Genomic DNA, 20,981 nt, shown 5'->3' on the forward strand with positions numbered 1-20,981 from the left:
AATAAAAGGTATAACAATGAAAACATGGATCACTCTGGCGACCCTACTCGCCTCTTCATCGGTTTACGCAGCCGAAGTTGTGAAACTGGCGGATGGACGCGAAGTAAAACTGAACGACGACTTCACGTGGGAATATGTCGTGAAAAAGGCCACACCAAAAGTCACAGAGACCACACTAGAGAAAGTTGAAGCAGTAGAAGCGGCGGCTGTCGTAGCCTCAACTACCGCCGTTGAAGCCGTGGCAACATCAGCTCCTGCAACAACAGAGATGGCGACGATTCCAGTTGTGAACAAAAAAGTCGGTACCACCGTTGTTGTAAACGCGAAGAAGCCAACCATGCAGCTGTCTGATTCAGGTGTGGATGTATTGATTGGCTCGGCAAGCTACGAGGATGGTGAACTGGTCTTCCCTACTTCTATCACTAACCAAAGCTCACAATCGGTGATTCAGGTAGAAGTGGAAGTCCAGGTATTCGATATGGCTGGCAAGCAATTGGCGAAAGAAAACATCACGGTTTGGCAATCTATCAAACGCATGGCAGATACCTACCTTCGCCCACAACAAGCCGAGCAAGGTAAAGCGATTAAACTGGCAGTGCCACAGTCGCAGCAATACCAGTTCTCAGCAGAAGTATTAGAAGTGAAAACTCGCTAATACGATAAGACATGCTTTGTCGGGTTTATCTCTATCAGTTAGATAGGCTCGACAAAGTAATAAATCGCGAAGAAGTGACATACACAACCCGCCAACACAAAGCCGTGCCAAATTGCGTGATTAAATGGGATTCGCTTGGCAACGTAGAAAATCACCCCGATCGAATACACCAATCCACCTGCAGCTAAAAGCGTCAAACCACCAATATCCAGATTTATCGCCAGTTGGTAAATCACGATCAACGATAACCAGCCCATCACCAAATACGTCATCAAAGACAATTTTTTGAATCGATAGACAAACGCGACTTTCATGATGATGCCGATCAGCGCGATGGTCCAAATCACAATCATCAACCCAATCGCCAATGGGGTGCGCAGGCTCACCAATAGAAACGGTGTGTAGCTACCCGCAATCAAAAGATAGATGGCGCAGTGGTCGAAGGTTTTCAGCCAACGCTTAGCTTTTGGATATGGGATCGCATGGTAGAGCGTAGAGGCCAGAAACAGGACAATCATGCTAGAACCATAGATCGCCATACTGGTAATGGTTAACGCGTCAGCTTGATGGTCGACGGCTTTAATCAATAGTAGTACCAAGCCAACAATACCGAAAATCATTCCGATACTATGGGTTATGGAGTTGGCCAGTTCTTCGCCCTGACTGTATTGTGCTTTCTGAGGTGAGGACATGAACGTGCCTATACTAGAGTTTTGAATATTCACTCTAGTATGGCACATTAAGCGTACACGTGTAAGCTTAAATTAAGACTCGTGTGCAGCCGTGGTTTGTTCGAGGTAATTCAGGATTAATGGGCCAACGTCATCCAGTTTCGTGTTCACAGGAATGCTTAGTTCGCGTTTTAGTTTGCCACTCCCGAGTAAGCTTGCCAGCATGCCACTTGCTCCGCTGCGGGTGCGGTCCACTTCAAACCACAGTTTGAGGTTCTGCTCGTCGCGGTGAGCAACAAATTCCAACTCTCGCCATACGCCATGATATGGGCCATCGGTTGGCACCATTTCAAACTCTTGTACAAATGGTAGATCGAAGCCATTGACTTCTTCGCACTCTACTTGGCGAATGCGCAAACCTTGCGATTCAAAAGCAGACAAAACGGCATCCATAAGTGGGTCAGGTCTAACGGTGAGAATGTCTTTGTCGGTAGGATCGAGTGCCATCGCAACGTCCAAACCCGTTTCTAACCAGACTTTGGCATCACCAATGGTGACTGGGGTATTCCACGGCACATCAAGTTTAACTTCGAAGGTTCGATCTTCGCCGGGATGGATAGTAAATGCGTATGGGAGGTTCCACTTTGCCAGAACATGCGTTTGGGGTACGCGTCGCATGCTGTGCCCTTCTCTTGCTCCGCGATCGTCTGGCGCTTCCGCGATATAACGGCAACACAGCTTGAGATCGATGTTATCGATCGCTTGTTCGGTCGCTCCGCCATAAACGTGGATAGAGACATCCACACTCTGACCGGGAAACAGCACGTCTTGGTTTAGGATCGAATCGACCTTGGCACTGCCGATCCCAAAACTCGCAAGTGTCTTCTTCAAAAATGACATATGCACCTCCTTGGTAGAGATCTCATACTACTACTGCTGATCATGGGATCAAAACAAATTTTCGTCTCGAATTCGCACAAAAAACCATAAATTCCATACAATTCAACTGCTCAACTATCGACCAATTATGACAGGAGTGCTAACCTATACATGATATGCATGCATATCGTTATTCCTGATTCATTATTTGGATTGGCGAGAGCCAGAAGAGCCACCCTTCAAGCAGTTGAAGCTCAACTCATAGTGAGTTAGGCCATTACATCGGCAATGGATATGCCTGGCAGTTAGGTATCTAAATGCGCCCAACAACAGTCAGGTTCGCACATACAAATCGTAGTGCAATGCGCCGTCGCAGTGGTTTTACTACTGCGCCAAAGGCAAAACTAGTTGCGCCAGCAATGACTCTGGTTGAGAAGACAGCGATTGTGCCAAGTGTTCCAAACAAAGTTATCAAAGCAGCTTAATTAAAAAGCGCGGCAATCACCGCGCTTTTTTCTTTTCTCTCCGCCCTTTCCTATTTGGTGTTCGCCAAGCAATTTGATACCTTTAGTAGCAAATAACACCTATAAATTCTGTGGAGAAAGAAATGAAGTGTCATCGTATTGAAGAGCTGCTTGAGCTACTAGAGCCTGAGTGGCATAAAGACCAAGAAATGAACCTGCTACAGTTCATCATGAAACTGGCAAACGAAGCGGGTTACGAAGGTAAACTGGAAGATCTCACCGACGACGTGCTGATCTACCACCTAAAAATGCGCAACAGCGGCAAAGATGAAATGATCCCAGGTCTTAAGAAAGACCAAGAAGATGATTTCAAAACAGCGATCCTACGCGCACGCGGTATCATCAAGTAAACCGCTCAACACCCAGCATTGATAAGCGACTCATTTGAGTCGCTTTTTTTATAACTAAATCAAACAGTTCAAAAAGGTATTTATAACTGTTCAGTCATTTATCAGGTTAACTGTACTGACTTTTGTTGTTAAACGTTGACTGCGTTAAAGAAACGGAATTGTTATTGATTGTATAATCGCCGTTCATCAGTATTTACTAAAATAATTATGTCCAGTCATGAATAATGATATGGGCGAAGCAGCAATGTCATCGAGTGACATCATTAGAAATGTCGCCGTACATTATAAGAAAGCCTAAAGAAGGATGAGTGCATGAGTCAGGATAAGATTGATATCAAAGATGTGACTCCAAAAACCTTTAACCCGAAAACCCACAAAGGGAACGGGGATCGTTTCAACCCAAGTAATCGAATCTATGTACGTGAGAGTAAAGGCACGTTTCAAAAACTGCGTCGTTATGGCGGTTGGTTTTTGTTGCTGTTGTTTGCATTGGTTCCATGGATTCCTTACGGCGAGCGCCAAGCCATTTTGCTGGACATCGGTAACCAGCAGTTCAACTTTTTCGGCACAACGCTGTATCCACAAGACCTTACCCTACTCGCACTGCTGTTTGTAATCGCCGCGTTTGGGCTGTTCTTTATCACCACCTTCTTGGGGCGGGTTTGGTGCGGCTACTTGTGCCCGCAAACCGTTTGGACCTTCATTTATATCTGGTTTGAGGAAAAGCTCGAAGGCAGTGCTAATAAACGCCGTAAGCAGGACTCCAATAAACTGACAGCCAATTTAGCGATGCGCAAAACCCTCAAGCACATAGCGTGGTTTGCGATAGCGCTCGCCACTGGATTCACCTTTGTCGGTTATTTCGTGCCGATGAAGCAGCTGGTTATTGACTTTTTCACCTTTAATGCCAACTTCTGGCCAGTCTTCTGGGTGATGTTCTTTGCCATTTGTACCTACGGCAATGCGGGCTGGATGCGCTCTATCATGTGTATTCACATGTGTCCTTACGCGCGTTTCCAATCGGCGATGTTCGACAAAGACACTTTCATTGTGGGCTACGACACCAAGCGTGGTGAAAAACGCGGTCCTCGTTCACGTAAAGCGGATCCAAAGCAGCTTGGTTTAGGTGACTGTATCGATTGTGACTTGTGTGTTCAGGTATGTCCGACCGGCATCGACATTCGTGATGGCTTGCAGTATGAGTGTATCAACTGTGGCGCATGTATTGATGCGTGTGACAACACTATGGAGCGCATGGGTTACGAGAAAGGTCTTATCAACTACACCACCGAACATCGTCTCTCAGGCAAGAGCACCAAGGTAATGCGTCCGAAACTGCTTGGCTATGGCGCAGTGCTCTTAGTCATGATTGGCCTGTTCTTCCTACAAGTGGCATCGGTTGATCCAGCTGGCATGAGCGTACTGCGTGACCGTAACCAATTGTTCCGAGTAAACAGCTCTGGCGAAGTAGAAAACACTTATACCTTAAAAGTGATCAACAAGACTCAACAAGTTCAAGAATACGACTTGAACGTCGAAGGTTTGAGTGATGTCAGTTGGTATGGCAAACAAACCATTCAAGTTGAACCAGGAGAAGTATTGAACTTACCAATGAGCCTTGGCGCAGATCCTGACAAGCTAAACTCTGCGATCACGACAATTCAGTTTATACTCACCGATAAGAGCAACGAATTCACCATTGAAGTGGAAAGCCGATTTATTAAGAAGCTATAACTTCAATGACCAATGGAAAAAGGCTCAGTAATGAGCCTTTTTATTTATATGTCCCAAGGTACTTTCAACTTTGATGCCCTCACGCCTGACTTTATGTGGTACGCGCTAGAGAGCATCGGCATTCGAGCAGAATCGGGCTTTCTAGCACTCAACAGCTACGAAAACCGCGTTTACCAATTCACAGACGAAGAGCATCAGCGCTACGTGGTGAAGTTCTACCGCCCTGAACGTTGGAGCAACGAACAGATTCAAGAAGAGCATGATTTCACGCTTGAATTGATCGACAACGAAATTCCTGTCGCTCCACCCGTTCGCATCAATGGTCATACTTTGCATCATTACCAAGGCTACGGTTTTGCTTTGTTTGAGAGCGTGGGTGGCCGTCAGTATGAAGTCGACAACTTAGATCAGCTCGAAGGCGTGGGTCGTTTCCTTGGCCGCATCCACAAAGTCGGTAGCCGCCAAGCCTTTCAACACAGACCAACCATAGGCTTGCAAGAATACCTCTATCAGCCAAGAGAGATTCTGCAAAACGCCAACATGATTCCGATGCATTTGGAGAACAGCTTCTTCAATGATTTGGATATGCTGATCAAGTCGATTGAAAGCCACTGGCAAGAAGGCTTCAACACCATTCGTCTGCATGGCGATTGCCATCCGGGTAACATCTTATGGCGCGATGGCCCAATGTTTGTCGATTTGGATGACTCACGTAATGGCCCAGCAGTACAAGACTTATGGATGCTGCTCAATGGCGAGCGCCAAGACAAGCTAATGCAATTAGACATTGTTTTAGAAGGTTACCAAGAGTTTTGCGATTTTAACTCGGCAGAATTGAAACTAATCGAACCACTTCGCGGTCTACGAATGGTGCACTATATGGCATGGCTAGCAAAACGTTGGCACGACCCGGCATTTCCGCTCGCTTTTCCATGGTTTAATGAGCCAAAATACTGGGAAGGTCAGGTCCTTGCATTTAAAGAGCAGATTGCCAACTTAGAAGAAGCACCGCTATCTTTAATGCCTCAATGGTAAGTCAGGCCGAACAATTCAAAATGGAGATAATTAAATGAAAAAGCTGTTCGCACTGTTTTCTATGCTGATGCTAAGCCTGTCGGCACATGCAGCGCAATTCAAAGAAGGTGAACATTACAAAGTATTGGATCTAGAGGCATCGAAAAAGCCTGTAGTGACTGAGTTCTTCTCTTTCTACTGCCCACACTGTCATTCTTTCGAGCCGATCATTCAGCAACTGAAGAAGCAGCTACCTGAAGGTGTGAAACTGCAAAAGAACCATGTGTCATTCATGGGTGGCAACATGGGCCCTTCAATGAGCAAAGCATACGCGACCATGGTTGCGCTTAAAATTGAAGACAAGATGGTGCCTGTGATGTTTAACCGCATTCACAACATGCGTAAAGCACCACGTGACGATGCAGAACTTCGTCAAATCTTCCTAGATGAAGGCGTAGATGCGAAGAAATTCGATGCTGCATTCAAAGGCTTCGCGGTTGATTCAATGGTTCGCCGTATGGACAAGCAATTTGAAAACAGCGGCCTAACTGGTGTTCCAGCGGTTATCGTGAACAACAAATACCTAGTTCAAGCACAAGGCATTAAGTCTACTGACGAGTACTTTGCGCTGGTGAACTACTTGCTGACACTGAAGTAATTCAGACCATCATTAAAAAGGGGAGCACATTGCTCCCCTTTTTATTTATGAATCTCTTGCAGCACTTGGTCTTTCTCTTGCCACACATCGCCTAACCATTGTTGAAACTGGCGCTTGTATGGCTTGTCATTGAAGTAATCACCCAACACTCGCTCATCGACTGGCAGAACCTTCACTCGCACCACAATTTTAGTCATACGCCCCATCAGCATATCTTTAAAGGGTTTATTGGTGTTTTCTGGGTACGCTAAGGTCACATCGATGATGTTCTCAAACTGCTCCCCCATGGCCGCTAACGTATAAGCAATGCCACCAGATTTAGGTTGCAACAAATGTTGATAACCCGCTCGACTCTTACGTTGCTTATCTTGGGTAAAGCGTGTGCCCTCTACATAGTTCACCACTGTGGTTGGCGTATGTTTAAACTTGGCGCACGAACGGCGCGTGGTTTGCAGATCTTGCCCACGTTTGTCTGGATTACGAAGCAAATACTCTCGCGAATAACGGCGCATGAACGGCATATCTAACGCCCAGCATGCCATTCCGATAAAAGGCACATATAATAGCTGCTGCTTGAGGAAAAATTTTGGCATCGGAATGCGATCTTTAAACACGCAACACAGTACAACAATGTCAGTCCAACTAAGATGATTACTGATCAGTAAGTACCAGCCGTCTTTCTTTAGGTTTTCACCGCCTTGAACATCCCATTCAACGCGATTAGAGAGCGCAAGAATACCGGCGTTGACCGTTGCCCACACCCACATCATTTTGTTGGCAGCCTCGGTGCCTTTGGCTTTGAGCTTCGCAGTTGGAAGCAACAGCTTAAAAATGGCGATGATACAAATTGCGATGGAACAAACCGCAGAATTTATAATCACAAAAGAAGCGTTAAAAATGAGTAACAAATATGCCAACATGGTAACCAATCAGTAACTATAGCGCGTGAGTAATAAAACAGCGTGTAATTATACGAATCCGTTGCCACATTGAAACATTTGTAAGAATGGTCAGATTTGTTTCACTGTAAAACTGGACCAACGCTCAAATAACATCTTTCATTCGACAAACAAGGAGAAAGCGAATGAATCCAAGGCTAACCTTACTGCCTTTGGCCTTTATCGTCAGTTCAGCACAAGCTCAACTTGCAGAAACAGCAGGTTTTAGCGGTGAGATTTCGTTGAACGCAGGCTTCGTCTCATCAGAATCCAACTTCAATACAGACAGCAACAGCACTATCACATCATTGAATCAGCGTGCCGAAAGTGATGAATCTTTTATCGTCGCACCGCTAGGCAGCGCAGCGTATACCTTTGGTAACAAACTCAATCACCAAGTGTATGCCGGTACCACTCGTTCCGATATTGCGATCGGTACTCTCGCCTTCCAACTTGGTTACAAATACCAACTGGCTTCTGGCACTGTGCTCGACTTTTCCTACTTACCAACCATCTTGGAGGGAGAAACTTGGCAAGATCCGTACTTAACGGGACAGTCGAGAAAAACCACCGATGAGGGCGGCAATGCGTTTCGTCTCCAAATCAATCGCTTCTTAGACGACAACTTTAATCTTGATTTGGCGTACGCAGATAAAGACGTAGAAAAAGACACCGTGACCGATTCATCTTTGCTGCGTGATGCAAAGATCTACCACATCAAAGGCGACTACCGTATACCGCTTAGCCGCACGTCGATGCTGCAACCTGCATTTACTTATGTCTATCAAGATGCAGATGGCGAAGCGGAATCCTTCGACTCTTACCGATTCGAATTAAGTTGGTTCCAGTTCGTCAATCGCCATCGTTTTGCGGTTACGGCAGGCTACACGCTGAAAAACTACGAAGCAGCCAGTGACACATTCGATAAGACGCGTGATGACGGTAAACTCAGCTTGTTCGCGGCCTACGAGTACAAGAACGTATTCGATTGGCAAAACTGGTCACTCATCTCTCTGGCAGGTTACGGGAACAACGATTCCAACATCACCTTCTACGATGAGAAAGAATACCTGCTATCTGTCGGTTTGAACTACGACTTCTAGACACGTTAATCGCAGTGAGCAAAGCCGCTCACTGCGATTTCTGTATTCCTTATACCGCTTGAGCCGTCAACTGCTTGAGCAACCTATCCATTGCTCGATAACCCAAAGCTTCTGCCAAGTGAGTTCGCTCAATTTGCGGTGAGCCTTCCAGATCAGCAATAGTACGCGCGACTTTAATGATGCGGTGGTAAGCGCGAATCGATAATCCAAGTCGATGCAGCGCATTTTCTAAAAACTCAGCGTCGCTTTTTTGCAGCGGGCAAAAGGCTTCAATTTCTCGACTACCCAATAACGCGTTCACTTTACCACTGCGTTGCACCATGCTGTCTCTGGCCTGATTGACTCTTTGCTTAACCACAGCGGTAGGCTCTCCTCGATCGCCCCCTTCAGCAAGTGTGCCTTTTGGCAATGCGGGAATCTCTAACGACATATCAAAGCGGTCCAGAAGCGGGCCTGATAACCGACCAAGATAACGCAGTATCGCTTGCGGGTTTGTCCGAGCTTGATTGCCCTCGTAGTACCCTGTCGGGCTCGGATTCAATGCACCAACCAATTGGAAACGAGCCGGAAAACGGGTTTTACCCTGCGCTCGAGAGATAATGATTTCACCAGACTCCAATGGCTCACGTAAAGAGTCGAGCACCTTACGGTCAAACTCTGGCATCTCGTCGAGAAACAGTAACCCATTGTGCGCTAATGAAATCTCACCCGGCCTAGGCACAGAGCCGCCTCCTACGAGCGCTGCCATTGAGCTAGAATGGTGCGGCGCGCGAAACGGTCGCGTCTTCCAGTTGTGCTCATTGATTTCACTTTGAGTCAGAGATGCCACAGAAGCGGTTTCCATTGCCTCTTCAACGTTCATCTCAGGTAACAGGTCACACAGGCGTGATGCCAGCATGGTTTTTCCCGTACCAGGAGGGCCGAGAAACAGTAGATTGTGATTGCCTGCTGCAGCGATCTCTAGAGCGCGTTTGCCTTGCTGTTGACCGATAATATCCTGTAAGTCTCGTCCGTGTGTTTTAGTCTCTTTTTTCTTCGGGGTTTGATACAAATTCAATTGATGTTGGCCACACAACTCAGCACAAACTTCCAATAGCGATTGAGCAGATTTGTGCTGCTCTTTGCCGACAAGTGCCGCCTGATCACCATTGGCATGAGGCACCACTAAACGACGCTGTTTTTTGTTCGCAGCCAACGCCGCAGGCAGCACGCCTTTTACAGCTCTTAATCCACCAGAAAGGGCTAATTCACCAACAAATTCGTAATTTTTGAGCTTATCTGTCGCGATTTGTTCTGAAGCTGCCAAAATCCCTAATGCAATTGGCAGATCGAAGCGTCCACCTTCTTTGGGCAAGTCAGCAGGAGCCAAATTTACCGTAATTCGTTTGGCAGGGAATTGAAAGTTGGAATTAACGATCGCACTGCGGACGCGATCTTTCGATTCTTTTACTGTCGTTTCCGGTAGACCCACTAGCGTAAAGCCCGGCATCCCATTACTGATGTGGACTTCCACACTTACCGACGGCGCTTGCACACCCACACTTGCTCGACTATGAATGATTGCCAGCCCCATAATTTCCTCAAATTTTTGTACGTTATATAACCAGATGTTTTCTATATGGATATGTTATATAGCCTGTCCAGATTGGTACTTAATGTGAAAAAAGAATGACTTTTTGCTTGTCATGCAGCAGATTTGTGTGTTACCACTAGTGACGCAAACATTTTCGTAGAACATTACACAATACTTATTAACGAAAACAGAACGACAGACAGATGAACTTATTCGCTCACATCAACTCACTGCTAGCCCTGATTATCGTGGTCATTATTGGCACCGCGCGGGGGATTGTGGGCGAAAGATAACCACAAATTACAAAAAACCCCCGCACTGAGAAGTCCGGGGGTTTTTTTACAACTACAAGTTGTCATCTGTCTAACCCTTAGACAGCTTAACGGGAAGAATGGGAGTGCACATGAAGTGCAAAACACATGGCGATAGCTACGAGCCACAACGTAGCAAAGGAGGTTTACGATGACCGGTGCAGAACTAGTCGTAGCCGCTTTAAGACAGCAAGGCATCGAGACGGTGTTTGGGTATCCTGGTGGAGCCATCATGCCAATCTACGATGCGTTGTATGACGGAGGTGTAGAACACATCTTATGCCGTCATGAGCAAGGGGCTGCAATGGCCGCCATCGGGATGGCTCGAGCGACGCAAGACGTTGCCGTTTGTATGGCCACTTCCGGCCCGGGCGCCACCAACCTTGTTACTGGCCTTGCCGACGCCTTCCTCGATTCCGTTCCTCTAGTAGCCATCACAGGTCAGGTTGCTAGCTCTCATATCGGTACCGACGCGTTCCAAGAAATGGATGTGATCGGAATGTCTCTAGCCTGTACCAAACACAGTTATCTAGTGACTGAGATTGAAGACCTTGCCCCAACGCTAGCCGAAGCGTTCGAAGTAGCAAAAACAGGGCGTCCTGGTCCGGTGATTGTTGATATCGCCAAAGACGTTCAGCTTGCACAAGCGCCAACCGAATTACTGCCTCCTTTTGTTCCACCAGCTGCACCCTTAGTCACTGATGCTGATATCCAGCGCGCTCAAGAAGTGCTTGCCGCTTCAACTCGTCCAGTTTTATACGTCGGTGGTGGCGTACAGATTGCCAAAGCGACAGACTCAGTACGCGAGTTCCTACGTTTAAACCCAATGCCAGCGGTAAGCACGCTAAAAGGTTTGGGTACCATTGAACGTCACGACCCACACTACCTAGGTATGTTGGGCATGCATGGCACCAAAGCCGCAAACCTTGTGGTTCAAGAATGTGACCTTTTGATTGTGGTTGGGGCACGTTTTGATGACCGCGTGACCGGTAAGCTCGACACGTTTGCGCCAAACGCGAAAGTCATTCATATCGACATCGATGCGGCTGAAATCCATAAGCTTCGCCACGCCAATGCACCTCTTCGTGGTGAGATCAGCAAGATTCTTCCTCAATTAGAGCTCACTCAAGATATCACTCCTTGGGTACATCACAGTGAAAGCCTGCGCAGCGGATTCAAATGGCGTTACGACCACCCGGGCGAGTTGATCTACGCTCCGCTACTACTTAAACAGTTGTCAGACATGATGCCGGATAGCTCAATTGTCTCGACCGACGTAGGTCAGCATCAGATGTGGGCAGCACAGCACATCCAACCGCGCGACCCGCAAAATTTCATCACTTCTGCTGGCCTTGGCACTATGGGCTTTGGCCTACCGGCGGCGATGGGCGCTGCAGTCGCACGTCCTGATGATCAGTCTATCCTTATTACAGGTGACGGTTCATTTATGATGAACGTGCAGGAATTGGGCACGCTGAAGCGTCGTCAGATTCCAGTGAAGATTGTCCTTCTTAATAACCAACGTCTTGGCATGGTTCGCCAATGGCAGTCGCTGTTCTTTGACGGCCGCCACAGCGAGACCATTCTTGATGACAACCCAGACTTCGTAATGCTTGCCAAAGCGTTCGATATCCCGGGCAAAACCATCACCAAGAAAGAAGAAGTCGAACCGGCTCTCAAAGAGATGCTAGAAAGTAAGACTTCTTACATGCTTCACGTTTTAATCGACGAAGAAGAGAACGTGTGGCCACTTGTACCACCTGGTGCATCAAACAGTGATATGTTGGAAAACACTTAGGAGACAATCGCATGGACAGATATTTACTCGACATCAAAGCCGACGATAAACCGGTATTGTTGGAGCGCGTTCTTCGTGTGATTCGTCACCGAGGCTTTGTGATCAAACAAGTCGCGGCTACCCAAAACCACGAAAGCAAAGTAGCCAGCGTAGAGATCATCGTCGACAGCGATCGACCTATCTCGTTTTTGGTCAATCAAATAGAGAAGTTGTGGGACATTCGCACCGTTGAGGTACTTAAGATCCGCAACGATGAACTCCCAAATCACAACTTACAACAACACGTGAGCGCATAAGGAAGGCAATAAATGGCAACGAAAACTGCAGATTTCATTTGGTTTAATGGCGAGATGGTTCCGTGGGCAGAGGCGAACGTTCACGTTCTGACTCATGCGATGCACTACGGCACCTCTGTATTTGAAGGCGTACGCTGCTACAACACGCCAAAAGGACCAATTGTCTTCCGTCACCGTGAGCATGCACAACGTTTAAAAGACTCTGCCAAGATTTACCGCTTCCCGATTCCATACACAGTGGAAGAAATCATGGAAGCAACACGCGAAACACTGCGCCAGAACAAACTCGACAGCGCTTACATTCGTCCATTAGGTTTTGTCGGTAATGTTGGCTTGGGCGTGTGCCCACCGGTTGGTACTGAGATGGACCTGATCATTGCCGCATTCCCTTGGGGCTCTTACCTCGGTGAAGAAGCGTTAGAAGCTGGCGTTGATGCCATGATCTCTAGCTGGAATCGAGCTGCGCCTAACACCATCCCAACTGCAGCTAAAGCAGGCGGTAACTACCTATCTTCACTGCTCGTTGGTGGTGAAGCCCGCCGTCACGGCTATGACGAAGGTATCGCACTGAGCGTAGATGGTTACCTATCGGAAGGCGCCGGTGAAAACATCTTTGTTATCAAAGATGGCGTGATCACGACACCACCAGCAACCAGTGCGATTCTGCCGGGCATCACTCGTGATTCGATCATGACTATTGCACGCGATAAAGGTTATGAAGTGCGTGAAGCCAATATTGCACGTGAAGCGCTTTACCTTGCCGATGAAGTCTTTATGACAGGTACCGCAGCTGAAGTTGTGCCAGTCGCAACTATCGACAAAATTGAAGTGGGCACCGGTAAACGCGGCCCAATCACTAAAGAACTACAAGCGGCCTACTTTGGCCTATTTAACGGCACCACGGAAGATAAGTGGGGCTGGTTAGACTATGTGTACCCAGAACAGAAGTAAGAAGGATTAGGAAATGCCAAAATATAGATCAGCAACCACAACACATGGTCGTAACATGGCGGGTGCACGAGCACTATGGCGTGCAACGGGTGTGAAAGAAGAAGACTTCGGTAAACCAATCATCGCCGTCGTAAACTCGTTTACTCAATTTGTTCCGGGTCACGTACACCTAAAAGACATGGGTCAGCTTGTAGCACGTGAAATCGAAAAAGCCGGCGGCATCGCAAAAGAATTCAACACCATCGCGGTTGATGATGGTATCGCAATGGGTCACGGCGGCATGCTGTACTCACTGCCTTCACGCGAACTGATCGCAGACTCAGTAGAATACATGGTCAACGCGCACTGTGCCGATGCCATGGTATGTATCTCTAACTGTGACAAAATCACTCCGGGAATGTTGATGGCATCTATGCGTCTTAACATCCCTGTTATCTTTGTTTCTGGTGGCCCGATGGAGGCGGGTAAAACCAAGCTTTCTGGTCAGATCATCAAGCTAGACCTTGTTGATGCGATGATCCAAGGCGCGGATCCAAAAGTATCTGATGAGCAAAGTGAGCAGATCGAACGTAGTGCATGTCCAACGTGTGGATCGTGTTCAGGCATGTTCACTGCAAACTCAATGAACTGTCTAACGGAAGCACTGGGCCTTTCTCAGCCGGGTAACGGTTCTATGCTGGCAACACACGCTGACCGTGAACAACTGTTCCTCAATGCAGGTCGTCGTATCGTTGAACTGACTCGTCGTTACTACGAGCAAGATGACGAATCAGCACTGCCTCGCAACATCGCTACGTTTGATGCGTTCGAAAACGCAATGGCACTGGATATTGCAATGGGTGGCTCGACCAACACCATTTTGCACCTATTGGCTGCAGCACAAGAAGGCGAAGTGGATTTCGATATGGAAGATATCGATCGCCTGTCTCGCCAAGTACCGCACTTGTGTAAAGTGGCACCATCTACCCAGAAATATCACATGGAAGACGTACACCGCGCTGGTGGCGTAATGGCGATTCTTGGTGAGCTAGACCGAGCGGGTCTACTGCACAATGATGCGCGCACCGTACTTGGCCTTTCGATGAAAGAGCAGCTAGCGAAATACGACATCATCCAAACTGAAGACGAAGAAGTACTTAAGTTCTACCGCGCAGGCCCTGCGGGTATTCGTACCACTCAAGCGTTCTCACAAGATTGCCGCTGGGATCGCCTTGATGACGACCGTGCAGAAGGTTGTATTCGCACCAAAGAAAATGCCTTTAGCCAAGAAGGTGGCCTTGCCGTTCTATCAGGCAACATCGCACTGGATGGTTGTATAGTTAAGACAGCTGGTGTTGATGAGAGCATTCATAAGTTCACTGGCCCAGCCGTAGTATTTGAAAGCCAAGAAGACGCCGTAGAAGGCATCTTGGGTGGCAAAGTAAAAGCAGGCGACGTAGTAATTATCCGCTACGAAGGCCCTAAAGGTGGCCCGGGCATGCAAGAAATGCTCTACCCAACCACTTACCTAAAATCGATGGGTCTTGGCAAAGAGTGTGCACTTCTGACTGACGGCCGTTTCTCTGGTGGTACATCAGGTCTGTCTATCGGCCACGCTTCTCCTGAAGCAGCAAACGGCGGTGCAATTGGCTTGGTGAAGCAAGGCGACATTATTGCGATTGATATTCCAAACCGTTCAATCTCACTTCAAGTGTCTGAACAAGAACTTGCTGAGCGCCGTGCGAAACAAGACGAGTTAGGCTGGAAACCGGTAGACCGCCAACGTGAAGTTTCATTTGCACTCAAAGCTTACGCAAGTATGGCGACCAGTGCTGACAAAGGTGCAGTACGAGACAAATCTAAGCTCGAGGGCTAGCTTTATGAGTCAACCCTTTCCCTTAAAACAGGAAAACCAATCTGGTGCAGATTATCTGCGCCAGATCTTGCGTGCTCCTGTGTATGAAGTCGCGACTGTCACACCTTTGCAAGAGATGCCTCGCCTTGCTGCTCGTATTGGCAACAATGTGCAAATCAAACGCGAAGATCGCCAACCCGTGCACTCGTTCAAATTGCGCGGTGCATACAACATGGTGGCAAGCCTGTCTGAAGAGCAAAAAGCCGCTGGTGTCATTGCTGCATCCGCAGGTAACCACGCTCAAGGCATGGCGCTTTCTGGTACTAAGTTGGGCATCAAGACCACTATCGTGATGCCAAAAACCACACCTGACATCAAAGTTGATGCGGTACGTGGCTTTGGTGGCAACGTGGTGCTGCACGGCAGTAACTTTGATGAGGCTAAAGCCGAAGCTGAGCGCCTATCCGAGTTAAACGGGTACACCTTTGTCCCTCCCTTCGATCATCCACTGGTGATTGCAGGTCAAGGCACCATCGGCATGGAAATGCTGCAGCAAAATGGTCACCTTGACTACATCTTCGTACCTGTTGGTGGTGGCGGTTTGGCTGCGGGTGTTGCGGTGCTTGTGAAACAGCTCATGCCAGAAATCAAAGTGATTGCAGTTGAACCTGAAGATTCGTCATGCCTCAAAGCAGCATTGGATGCTGGTGAGCCAGTGGTACTAGACCAAGTCAGCATGTTTGCCGATGGCGTCGCTGTAAAACGCATTGGCGAAGAGACTTTCCGTCTGTGCCAAAAGTACATTGATGGCCATATTGCGGTCTCTAGCGATGAAATCTGCGCAGCCGTGAAAGACATCTTTGAAGACACTCGCGCCATTGCTGAACCTTCGGGTGCACTTGCTCTGGCGGGTTTGAAAAAGTTTGCTGAGCAAAACAAACTGCAAGGCAAGAATCTAGGTACTGTACTGTCTGGTGCCAATACTAACTTCCATGGTCTGCGTTATGTTTCTGAGCGTTGCGAGCTTGGTGAGAAACGTGAAGGTTTGCTTGCTGTCACCATTCCTGAGCGTCAAGGTGCCTTCTTTGAGTTCTGTAACCTCATTGGCGGCCGCGCCGTAACGGAGTTTAACTACCGCTACAATGATGACGCGATGGCGAATATCTTTGTCGGTGTTCGTTTGCAAGGCGGTCAGGAAGAGCTAGAAAACATCATTCATGATTTACGTGATGGTGGCTACCCTGTGGTTGACCTGTCTGATGACGAAATGGCGAAACTGCACGTGCGCTACATGATTGGTGGTAAGCCGTCTAAGCCGCTTAAAGAGCGCCTCTACAGCTTTGAATTCCCAGAATATCCGGGAGCGCTACTTAAGTTCTTAAGCACACTCGGTACTCATTGGAATATCAGCTTGTTCAACTACCGTAACCACGGCGCTGACTACGGACGCGTTTTATGTGGTTTCGAGTTAGATGAAAGCGACTTAGCTCAGTTTTCTGCGCATTTGCGCGAACTTGGCTATCAATGCAAAGACGAAACAGACAACCCGTCTTACAAGTTCTTCTTGTCGTAACCAGTATCACGCAATAAAAAATCCCTCGTTTGACGAGGGATTTTTTTATCAACTTTGAATCAACGCAATCTCTGCCGTTTCCGGCTCTGGCGCCTTGAACTCACTGTATTGCTGATAGTTGACGACACGGTCTCGGCCTTGGTCTTTCGCAAGGTACAGCGCCTTGTCCGCCATCTTCACCAGCCCCTCAATATCAGAAGCCGGTTCTGGATACGTTGCAACACCAATCGACACACTTAACTGCCCTAATGACAAGCCTTTATGCTCAAGATGCAGCGCTCGAATCTGGTCAACAATGTTTTGCGCATAATCGGTCGCAGAAGCCATATCGCAATGCGGTAGAATCACGGCTAGCTCTTCCCCACCAAGACGACACGCCGTTTCATCTTCTGACACAGTTCGCTTCAGCAATGCACTGATCTCTTTCAGCACGTAATCACCGGCATCATGGCCGAAATTGTCGTTAAATCGCTTGAAATGGTCGAGATCGAGCATCAATAGAGACATATCTTCGGTACTGGTTGCCGAGTTGTTCACGTGTTCAGTCAGCTTCTGCTCGAAGAAGCGACGATTGTACAAACCTGTCAACGGATCGCTCAGTGCTTGCGAGCGCAGTTTTTCTTGCAGGCTCAGGTTAGCCAATGCCAAACCAAGGTGCTCCGCCACACTGTAAGCAAGCTGCATGGTCATCTCGTCAACCTTGATATCACCTTGGCCAAAGTACAAATGCATAATGCCAATGGTGTTCCCATGCGCTGTCAGAGGAATGCACAACGTTTGGTTATTCTCAACCGATGCCATGTGCTCACACGTCAGGTTATGGAAAGATTCAATCGACAAGTGACTGCGACCTTTGCGTAATGACCAGCATTCATCCGGAGCGAAAGAACGGCTGCCCGGCCAACTCTCTCCCCAATCAAGTTGAGTAACCAACTGGTTGCGCGAAGAACGCATCAGGGAAATACTGCCATTCACCTTGCCAAGGATACGCGGCACGATATCTTCCACCACCATTTGCGCTTCTACTAGGTTGTTACAAGCTGCCAGCATATTCGCTAGGCGATGCATTAGCTCGATTTCTAGAGTACGTTGACGAATGCGCTCGTCCTGCTTTTTCTGCTCTTCAGAGACTTTATGGATAATTTGACGATGGCTGAAGATCGAGGTCGCGATAAGAAAACCAATACTCAACACAACCATCACACCTAGGATTGCCATTAACTCCGAAGTCATGGTTTTAAGGTGATGCATAGGTACGGACAACACGACCACAAATTCCTGAGCATCAAATTCAATCTTGCGTGAAACGTAGAATAGATCGACCGACAGCACTTCACTAAAGCGCACATCGTAGCCAGAGCCGCTTTCCCAAGCCTGAATAAACTCCGGACGATCGCCGTGACTCTCCAAGCCAATCAGAGCACGATCAGAAAGTGCTGTATCACCTACCACCGTCCCTTGCTGATCTATCACTTGAATACGAGCGTCCGCATCCGCTTGCGTGAGATCGCCAATGTAGTCGTCGATATCTGACTCACTAGCAAAGTGAGGGTTATCTTCCTTAATTTCATAAATAACGTCAGTGAGCAACGACTCGGTAGTGCGTTGAACTGAATCATGCACAGAACGCTCAAGCGTCATATAAAAACCGTAAAGCCCCACCAACATAAACACAGACAATGCAATGATCGGTAAGATTTGCCATTTTCGATCCACTAGCTTTGACATAATCCTTCATCCTAAATTTACCGAACTTTGTTTTGATTGTTAATAAATTGACCATGTTGTCAACAGGTGTTTAAAGCAATTTCCATTTTTATGAATGTTGTAGCCAATCTCGATGTAGTTGACTTGACGAACCAAGATAATCCACCATCCATTGAATCAACTTGTGATTATCGTCTTTACGCCATACCAAGCAGCATTGGCTCAATGGTTTATCATCCTGCAGCACTTTTTCCACCAGCACGCCTTCATGGATAAGAGGCATCGCAATATGGCGTGGCATGTACCCCACTCCGACTCCGTTTTTCAGACACTCAATTGCGCTGTACCAGTTAGGTAGCAACAAGCGTCGCTGTTTGGGGTAGTGCCCTGTGTGACGTTTTGGCAACACGTTAGAGGTATCATCGAGGCAGATCGCCGGAAATTGACTGACAAACTCTTCTGTTAGGGTTTGTTGGCGAACACAAGGATGTGCAGGAGACATTACAAATGCCCAGTCCAACATCCCCATATCTTTGACTTCAAAGTCACCACCTACCGGGATGGCTGACGTGGCTCCAACAACAATATCAGCACGCCCTTGAGCAATCGCTTCCCAAGAGCCGTTAAACACTTCCATGTTGATTTGCAGCTCTGCAAATTCAAATTCTCGATAGAAATCCTCTACCAGAGGCTTGAGCTTATCGAGCTTAACCACGTTATCCAATGTGAGCTTGAGTGTTGATTGCCAGCCATGTGCCGCACGGCGAGTTTGCGCTTTCACTTCCGCCATTTGCCTGAGCAGTAAGCGTGCCTCTTCGATAAACAACTCACCGGCAGGCGTTAGCTCGACTTTTCTCGGTAATCGACGAAACAAAACCACATCTAACTCTTGCTCAACTTGGCGCACACCATAACTGATTGCAGAAGGCACTTTATGCAGCACCTCTGCTGCCGCAGTAAAACTCCCCAAACGAGCAACGGTATCGAGCATTTCCAGTGAAGACTTGGAGAACATGATTTCAACCTTTCAAAAAATTTGATTAATAACCAACAATTTTAGCGTTTTATTTTCTCAAAATCGAAAAATAGAATGGCGAGGTAAATAAATCAGGGTTGGCGCCAACTGATACTGAACAAAAAATGATTAAATAATTTGATTGGTTGAATCATGAAAATATCAAAACTACAGCTTGTTTATCTAGCAGCCCTATCTATGCTCGGCTTTATCGCCACAGATATGTACTTACCTGCCTTCAAAGCGATGGAAATCGACTTTGCTACAGGTCCAGAACAAATCGCACTTTCTCTGACCGTCTTTCTTGTTGGTATGGCTTTTGGTCAGTTGATGTGGGGGCTGGCTTCAGACAAATTTGGTCATCGTAATACGCTAGCCGCAGGTTTAGCGCTGTTTACTGTTGCTTCATTCGGTCTCGCATTCAGTGAGCAAGTATGGCAATTATTAGCACTGCGCTTTGTACAGGCTATCGGTGTATGTGCACCAGCCGTTATTTGGCAAGCGATGGTAATCAAACGCCACTCTAGCCAAAGCCAACAAATCTTTGCCACTATCATGCCGCTTGTAGCACTGTCTCCAGCACTAGCCCCTCAGCTAGGTGTGTTGTTGGCAAACAACTTCGGTTGGCACAGTATTTTTGTTGCATTGACGCTGATGGGCGTACTGCTTGTCGTTGCGACAATGGCGCAAAAAGATGAAAAAGTAGAAGTGAAACAAACCAGTATGTCTTCAGACATAAAATCACTACTAGGTTCTAAAACTTACCTAGGTAATGTGTTTATGTTTGCTACTGCGTCTGCGGCTTTCTTTGCTTATCTAACTGGTATGCCAGAGATCATGTCTCAACTCGGCTATGAAGCAAAAGACATTGGTCTGAGTTTTATCCCACAAACTATTGCTTTCATGGTTGGTGGCTACTTAGGTAAGGTTGGCGTTCGTAAATATGGTGACGAAAAGATTCTGCGTCAGTTGATTGGCCTGTTTAGTGTTGCTGCACTGCTTATCTTCGCTGCGTCACAATGGCAACTGACCTCTATCTGGCCAATCCTAGCGCCATTCTGTTTGATTGCTGTGGCTAACGGTGCACTTTACCCAATCGTAGTAAACCGCGCATTAGCAAGTGCTCAACAGAGTCCTGCGACGGCAGCAGGCCTACAAAACAGCCTGCAAATTACCGTGAGCAGCCTATCAAGTGCACTGGTTGCAGCAATGGCGAGCCAAGCTCAAATGGTGACCGGTGTTGCGATTGTGATTTGTATGGGTGGTCTGTGGATGGGTTACATTCTATCTAACCGTGAATTGTCTCAGCACTTCACGACACCTGACAATGCTCGAGTGGTGAGCGAAGACGAGCTTTAAGCTCAGTCTAAAAAACAATAAACAAAGAGCCGCACTAT

The 20,981-nt window shown here is 47.4% G+C and carries 19 protein-coding genes; 13 read left to right on the forward strand and 6 right to left on the reverse strand.

Features of this window, described 5'->3' with window-relative positions; genetic code table 11:
• Window positions 1-16 precede the first annotated feature (16 nt).
• The gene (locus tag VCHENC03_RS00385; protein WP_009708014.1) at window positions 17-655 is read left to right on the forward strand and encodes a DUF3157 family protein; all 639 of its coding nucleotides are present in this window, start codon (window positions 17-19) and stop codon (window positions 653-655) included.
• A gap of 38 nt (window positions 656-693) precedes the next feature.
• Here VCHENC03_RS00385 and trhA read toward each other — a convergent pair whose 3' ends face one another.
• Entirely contained in the window at window positions 694-1,347 is a 654-nt protein-coding gene (gene trhA / locus VCHENC03_RS00380) for a PAQR family membrane homeostasis protein TrhA (RefSeq protein ID WP_032803170.1), read from the reverse strand.
• A gap of 72 nt (window positions 1,348-1,419) precedes the next feature.
• Window positions 1,420-2,226, reverse strand: coding sequence for a sporulation protein (locus VCHENC03_RS00375; protein WP_009708016.1), 807 nt, complete (start codon window positions 2,224-2,226; stop codon window positions 1,420-1,422).
• 296 nt (window positions 2,227-2,522) lie between these two features.
• On the opposite strand from VCHENC03_RS00375, the gene VCHENC03_RS27645 reads away from it, so the two are divergent.
• From VCHENC03_RS27645 to VCHENC03_RS00355, 5 genes are all read left to right on the forward strand, one after another.
• The gene (locus VCHENC03_RS27645; protein ID WP_020196731.1) at window positions 2,523-2,690 is read left to right on the forward strand and encodes a hypothetical protein; all 168 of its coding nucleotides are present in this window, start codon (window positions 2,523-2,525) and stop codon (window positions 2,688-2,690) included.
• Window positions 2,691-2,812: 122 nt separating this feature from the next.
• Window positions 2,813-3,079, forward strand: a complete 267-nt coding sequence (locus VCHENC03_RS00370) for a YihD family protein (protein ID WP_005429763.1) — start codon at window positions 2,813-2,815, stop codon at window positions 3,077-3,079.
• 312 nt (window positions 3,080-3,391) lie between these two features.
• On the forward strand, window positions 3,392-4,813 hold the full coding sequence (ccoG, locus tag VCHENC03_RS00365; RefSeq protein ID WP_009708018.1) for a cytochrome c oxidase accessory protein CcoG: 1,422 nt from the start codon (window positions 3,392-3,394) through the stop codon (window positions 4,811-4,813).
• Between the two features lie 48 nt (window positions 4,814-4,861).
• Window positions 4,862-5,848 (forward strand): serine/threonine protein kinase, encoded by a 987-nt coding sequence (locus VCHENC03_RS00360; protein ID WP_009708019.1) that lies wholly within the window; start codon window positions 4,862-4,864, stop codon window positions 5,846-5,848.
• 34 nt (window positions 5,849-5,882) lie between these two features.
• A complete protein-coding gene (locus VCHENC03_RS00355; RefSeq protein WP_005440776.1) occupies window positions 5,883-6,485 on the forward strand; it encodes a thiol:disulfide interchange protein DsbA/DsbL in 603 nt (200 codons plus the stop codon).
• 41 nt (window positions 6,486-6,526) lie between these two features.
• Here VCHENC03_RS00355 and VCHENC03_RS0126355 read toward each other — a convergent pair whose 3' ends face one another.
• Window positions 6,527-7,405 carry an acyltransferase gene (locus VCHENC03_RS0126355; RefSeq protein WP_005440777.1) on the reverse strand — a complete coding sequence of 293 codons (879 nt, stop codon included), beginning with the start codon at window positions 7,403-7,405 and terminating at the stop codon, window positions 6,527-6,529.
• Between the two features lie 164 nt (window positions 7,406-7,569).
• Between VCHENC03_RS0126355 and VCHENC03_RS00350 the strand changes: the two genes are divergently transcribed.
• A complete protein-coding gene (locus VCHENC03_RS00350; protein WP_009708022.1) occupies window positions 7,570-8,526 on the forward strand; it encodes a DUF2860 domain-containing protein in 957 nt (318 codons plus the stop codon).
• 49 nt (window positions 8,527-8,575) lie between these two features.
• Here VCHENC03_RS00350 and VCHENC03_RS00345 read toward each other — a convergent pair whose 3' ends face one another.
• Complete coding sequence (locus tag VCHENC03_RS00345) at window positions 8,576-10,099, reverse strand: YifB family Mg chelatase-like AAA ATPase (RefSeq protein WP_009708023.1); 1,524 nt, start codon at window positions 10,097-10,099, stop codon at window positions 8,576-8,578.
• 462 nt (window positions 10,100-10,561) lie between these two features.
• Between VCHENC03_RS00345 and ilvG the strand changes: the two genes are divergently transcribed.
• Genes ilvG through ilvA form a run of 5 tightly spaced genes read left to right on the forward strand, consistent with a single transcriptional unit; the run spans window position 10,562 to window position 16,862 of the window.
• Window positions 10,562-12,208 (forward strand): acetolactate synthase 2 catalytic subunit, encoded by a 1,647-nt coding sequence (ilvG, locus tag VCHENC03_RS00340; RefSeq protein WP_005440785.1) that lies wholly within the window; start codon window positions 10,562-10,564, stop codon window positions 12,206-12,208.
• Between the two features lie 11 nt (window positions 12,209-12,219).
• Entirely contained in the window at window positions 12,220-12,504 is a 285-nt protein-coding gene (gene ilvM, locus VCHENC03_RS00335) for an acetolactate synthase 2 small subunit (protein WP_005440786.1), read from the forward strand.
• Window positions 12,505-12,516: 12 nt separating this feature from the next.
• Complete coding sequence (gene ilvE, locus VCHENC03_RS00330) at window positions 12,517-13,455, forward strand: branched-chain-amino-acid transaminase (RefSeq protein WP_009708024.1); 939 nt, start codon at window positions 12,517-12,519, stop codon at window positions 13,453-13,455.
• Window positions 13,456-13,468: 13 nt separating this feature from the next.
• A complete protein-coding gene (gene ilvD / locus VCHENC03_RS00325; protein WP_009708025.1) occupies window positions 13,469-15,310 on the forward strand; it encodes a dihydroxy-acid dehydratase in 1,842 nt (613 codons plus the stop codon).
• A 4-nt stretch (window positions 15,311-15,314) separates the two neighbouring features.
• The gene (ilvA, locus tag VCHENC03_RS00320) at window positions 15,315-16,862 is read left to right on the forward strand and encodes a threonine ammonia-lyase, biosynthetic (protein WP_009708026.1); all 1,548 of its coding nucleotides are present in this window, start codon (window positions 15,315-15,317) and stop codon (window positions 16,860-16,862) included.
• 48 nt (window positions 16,863-16,910) lie between these two features.
• On the opposite strand, the gene VCHENC03_RS00315 is transcribed toward ilvA, so the two are convergent.
• Both VCHENC03_RS00315 and punR read right to left on the reverse strand, forming a co-directional pair.
• A complete protein-coding gene (locus tag VCHENC03_RS00315; RefSeq protein WP_009708027.1) occupies window positions 16,911-18,590 on the reverse strand; it encodes a sensor domain-containing diguanylate cyclase in 1,680 nt (559 codons plus the stop codon).
• Between the two features lie 88 nt (window positions 18,591-18,678).
• Entirely contained in the window at window positions 18,679-19,584 is a 906-nt protein-coding gene (gene punR, locus VCHENC03_RS00310) for a DNA-binding transcriptional activator PunR (protein ID WP_009708028.1), read from the reverse strand.
• 153 nt (window positions 19,585-19,737) lie between these two features.
• Here punR and punC point away from each other — a divergent pair, with 153 nt between their 5' ends.
• A complete protein-coding gene (gene punC / locus VCHENC03_RS00305; protein ID WP_020195192.1) occupies window positions 19,738-20,943 on the forward strand; it encodes a purine nucleoside transporter PunC in 1,206 nt (401 codons plus the stop codon).
• The last annotated feature ends 38 nt before the right edge of the window (window positions 20,944-20,981 follow it).

Origin of the sequence: Vibrio sp. HENC-03 (assembly GCF_000305755.2) — a bacterium.
Classification (GTDB): domain Bacteria; phylum Pseudomonadota; class Gammaproteobacteria; order Enterobacterales; family Vibrionaceae; genus Vibrio; species Vibrio owensii.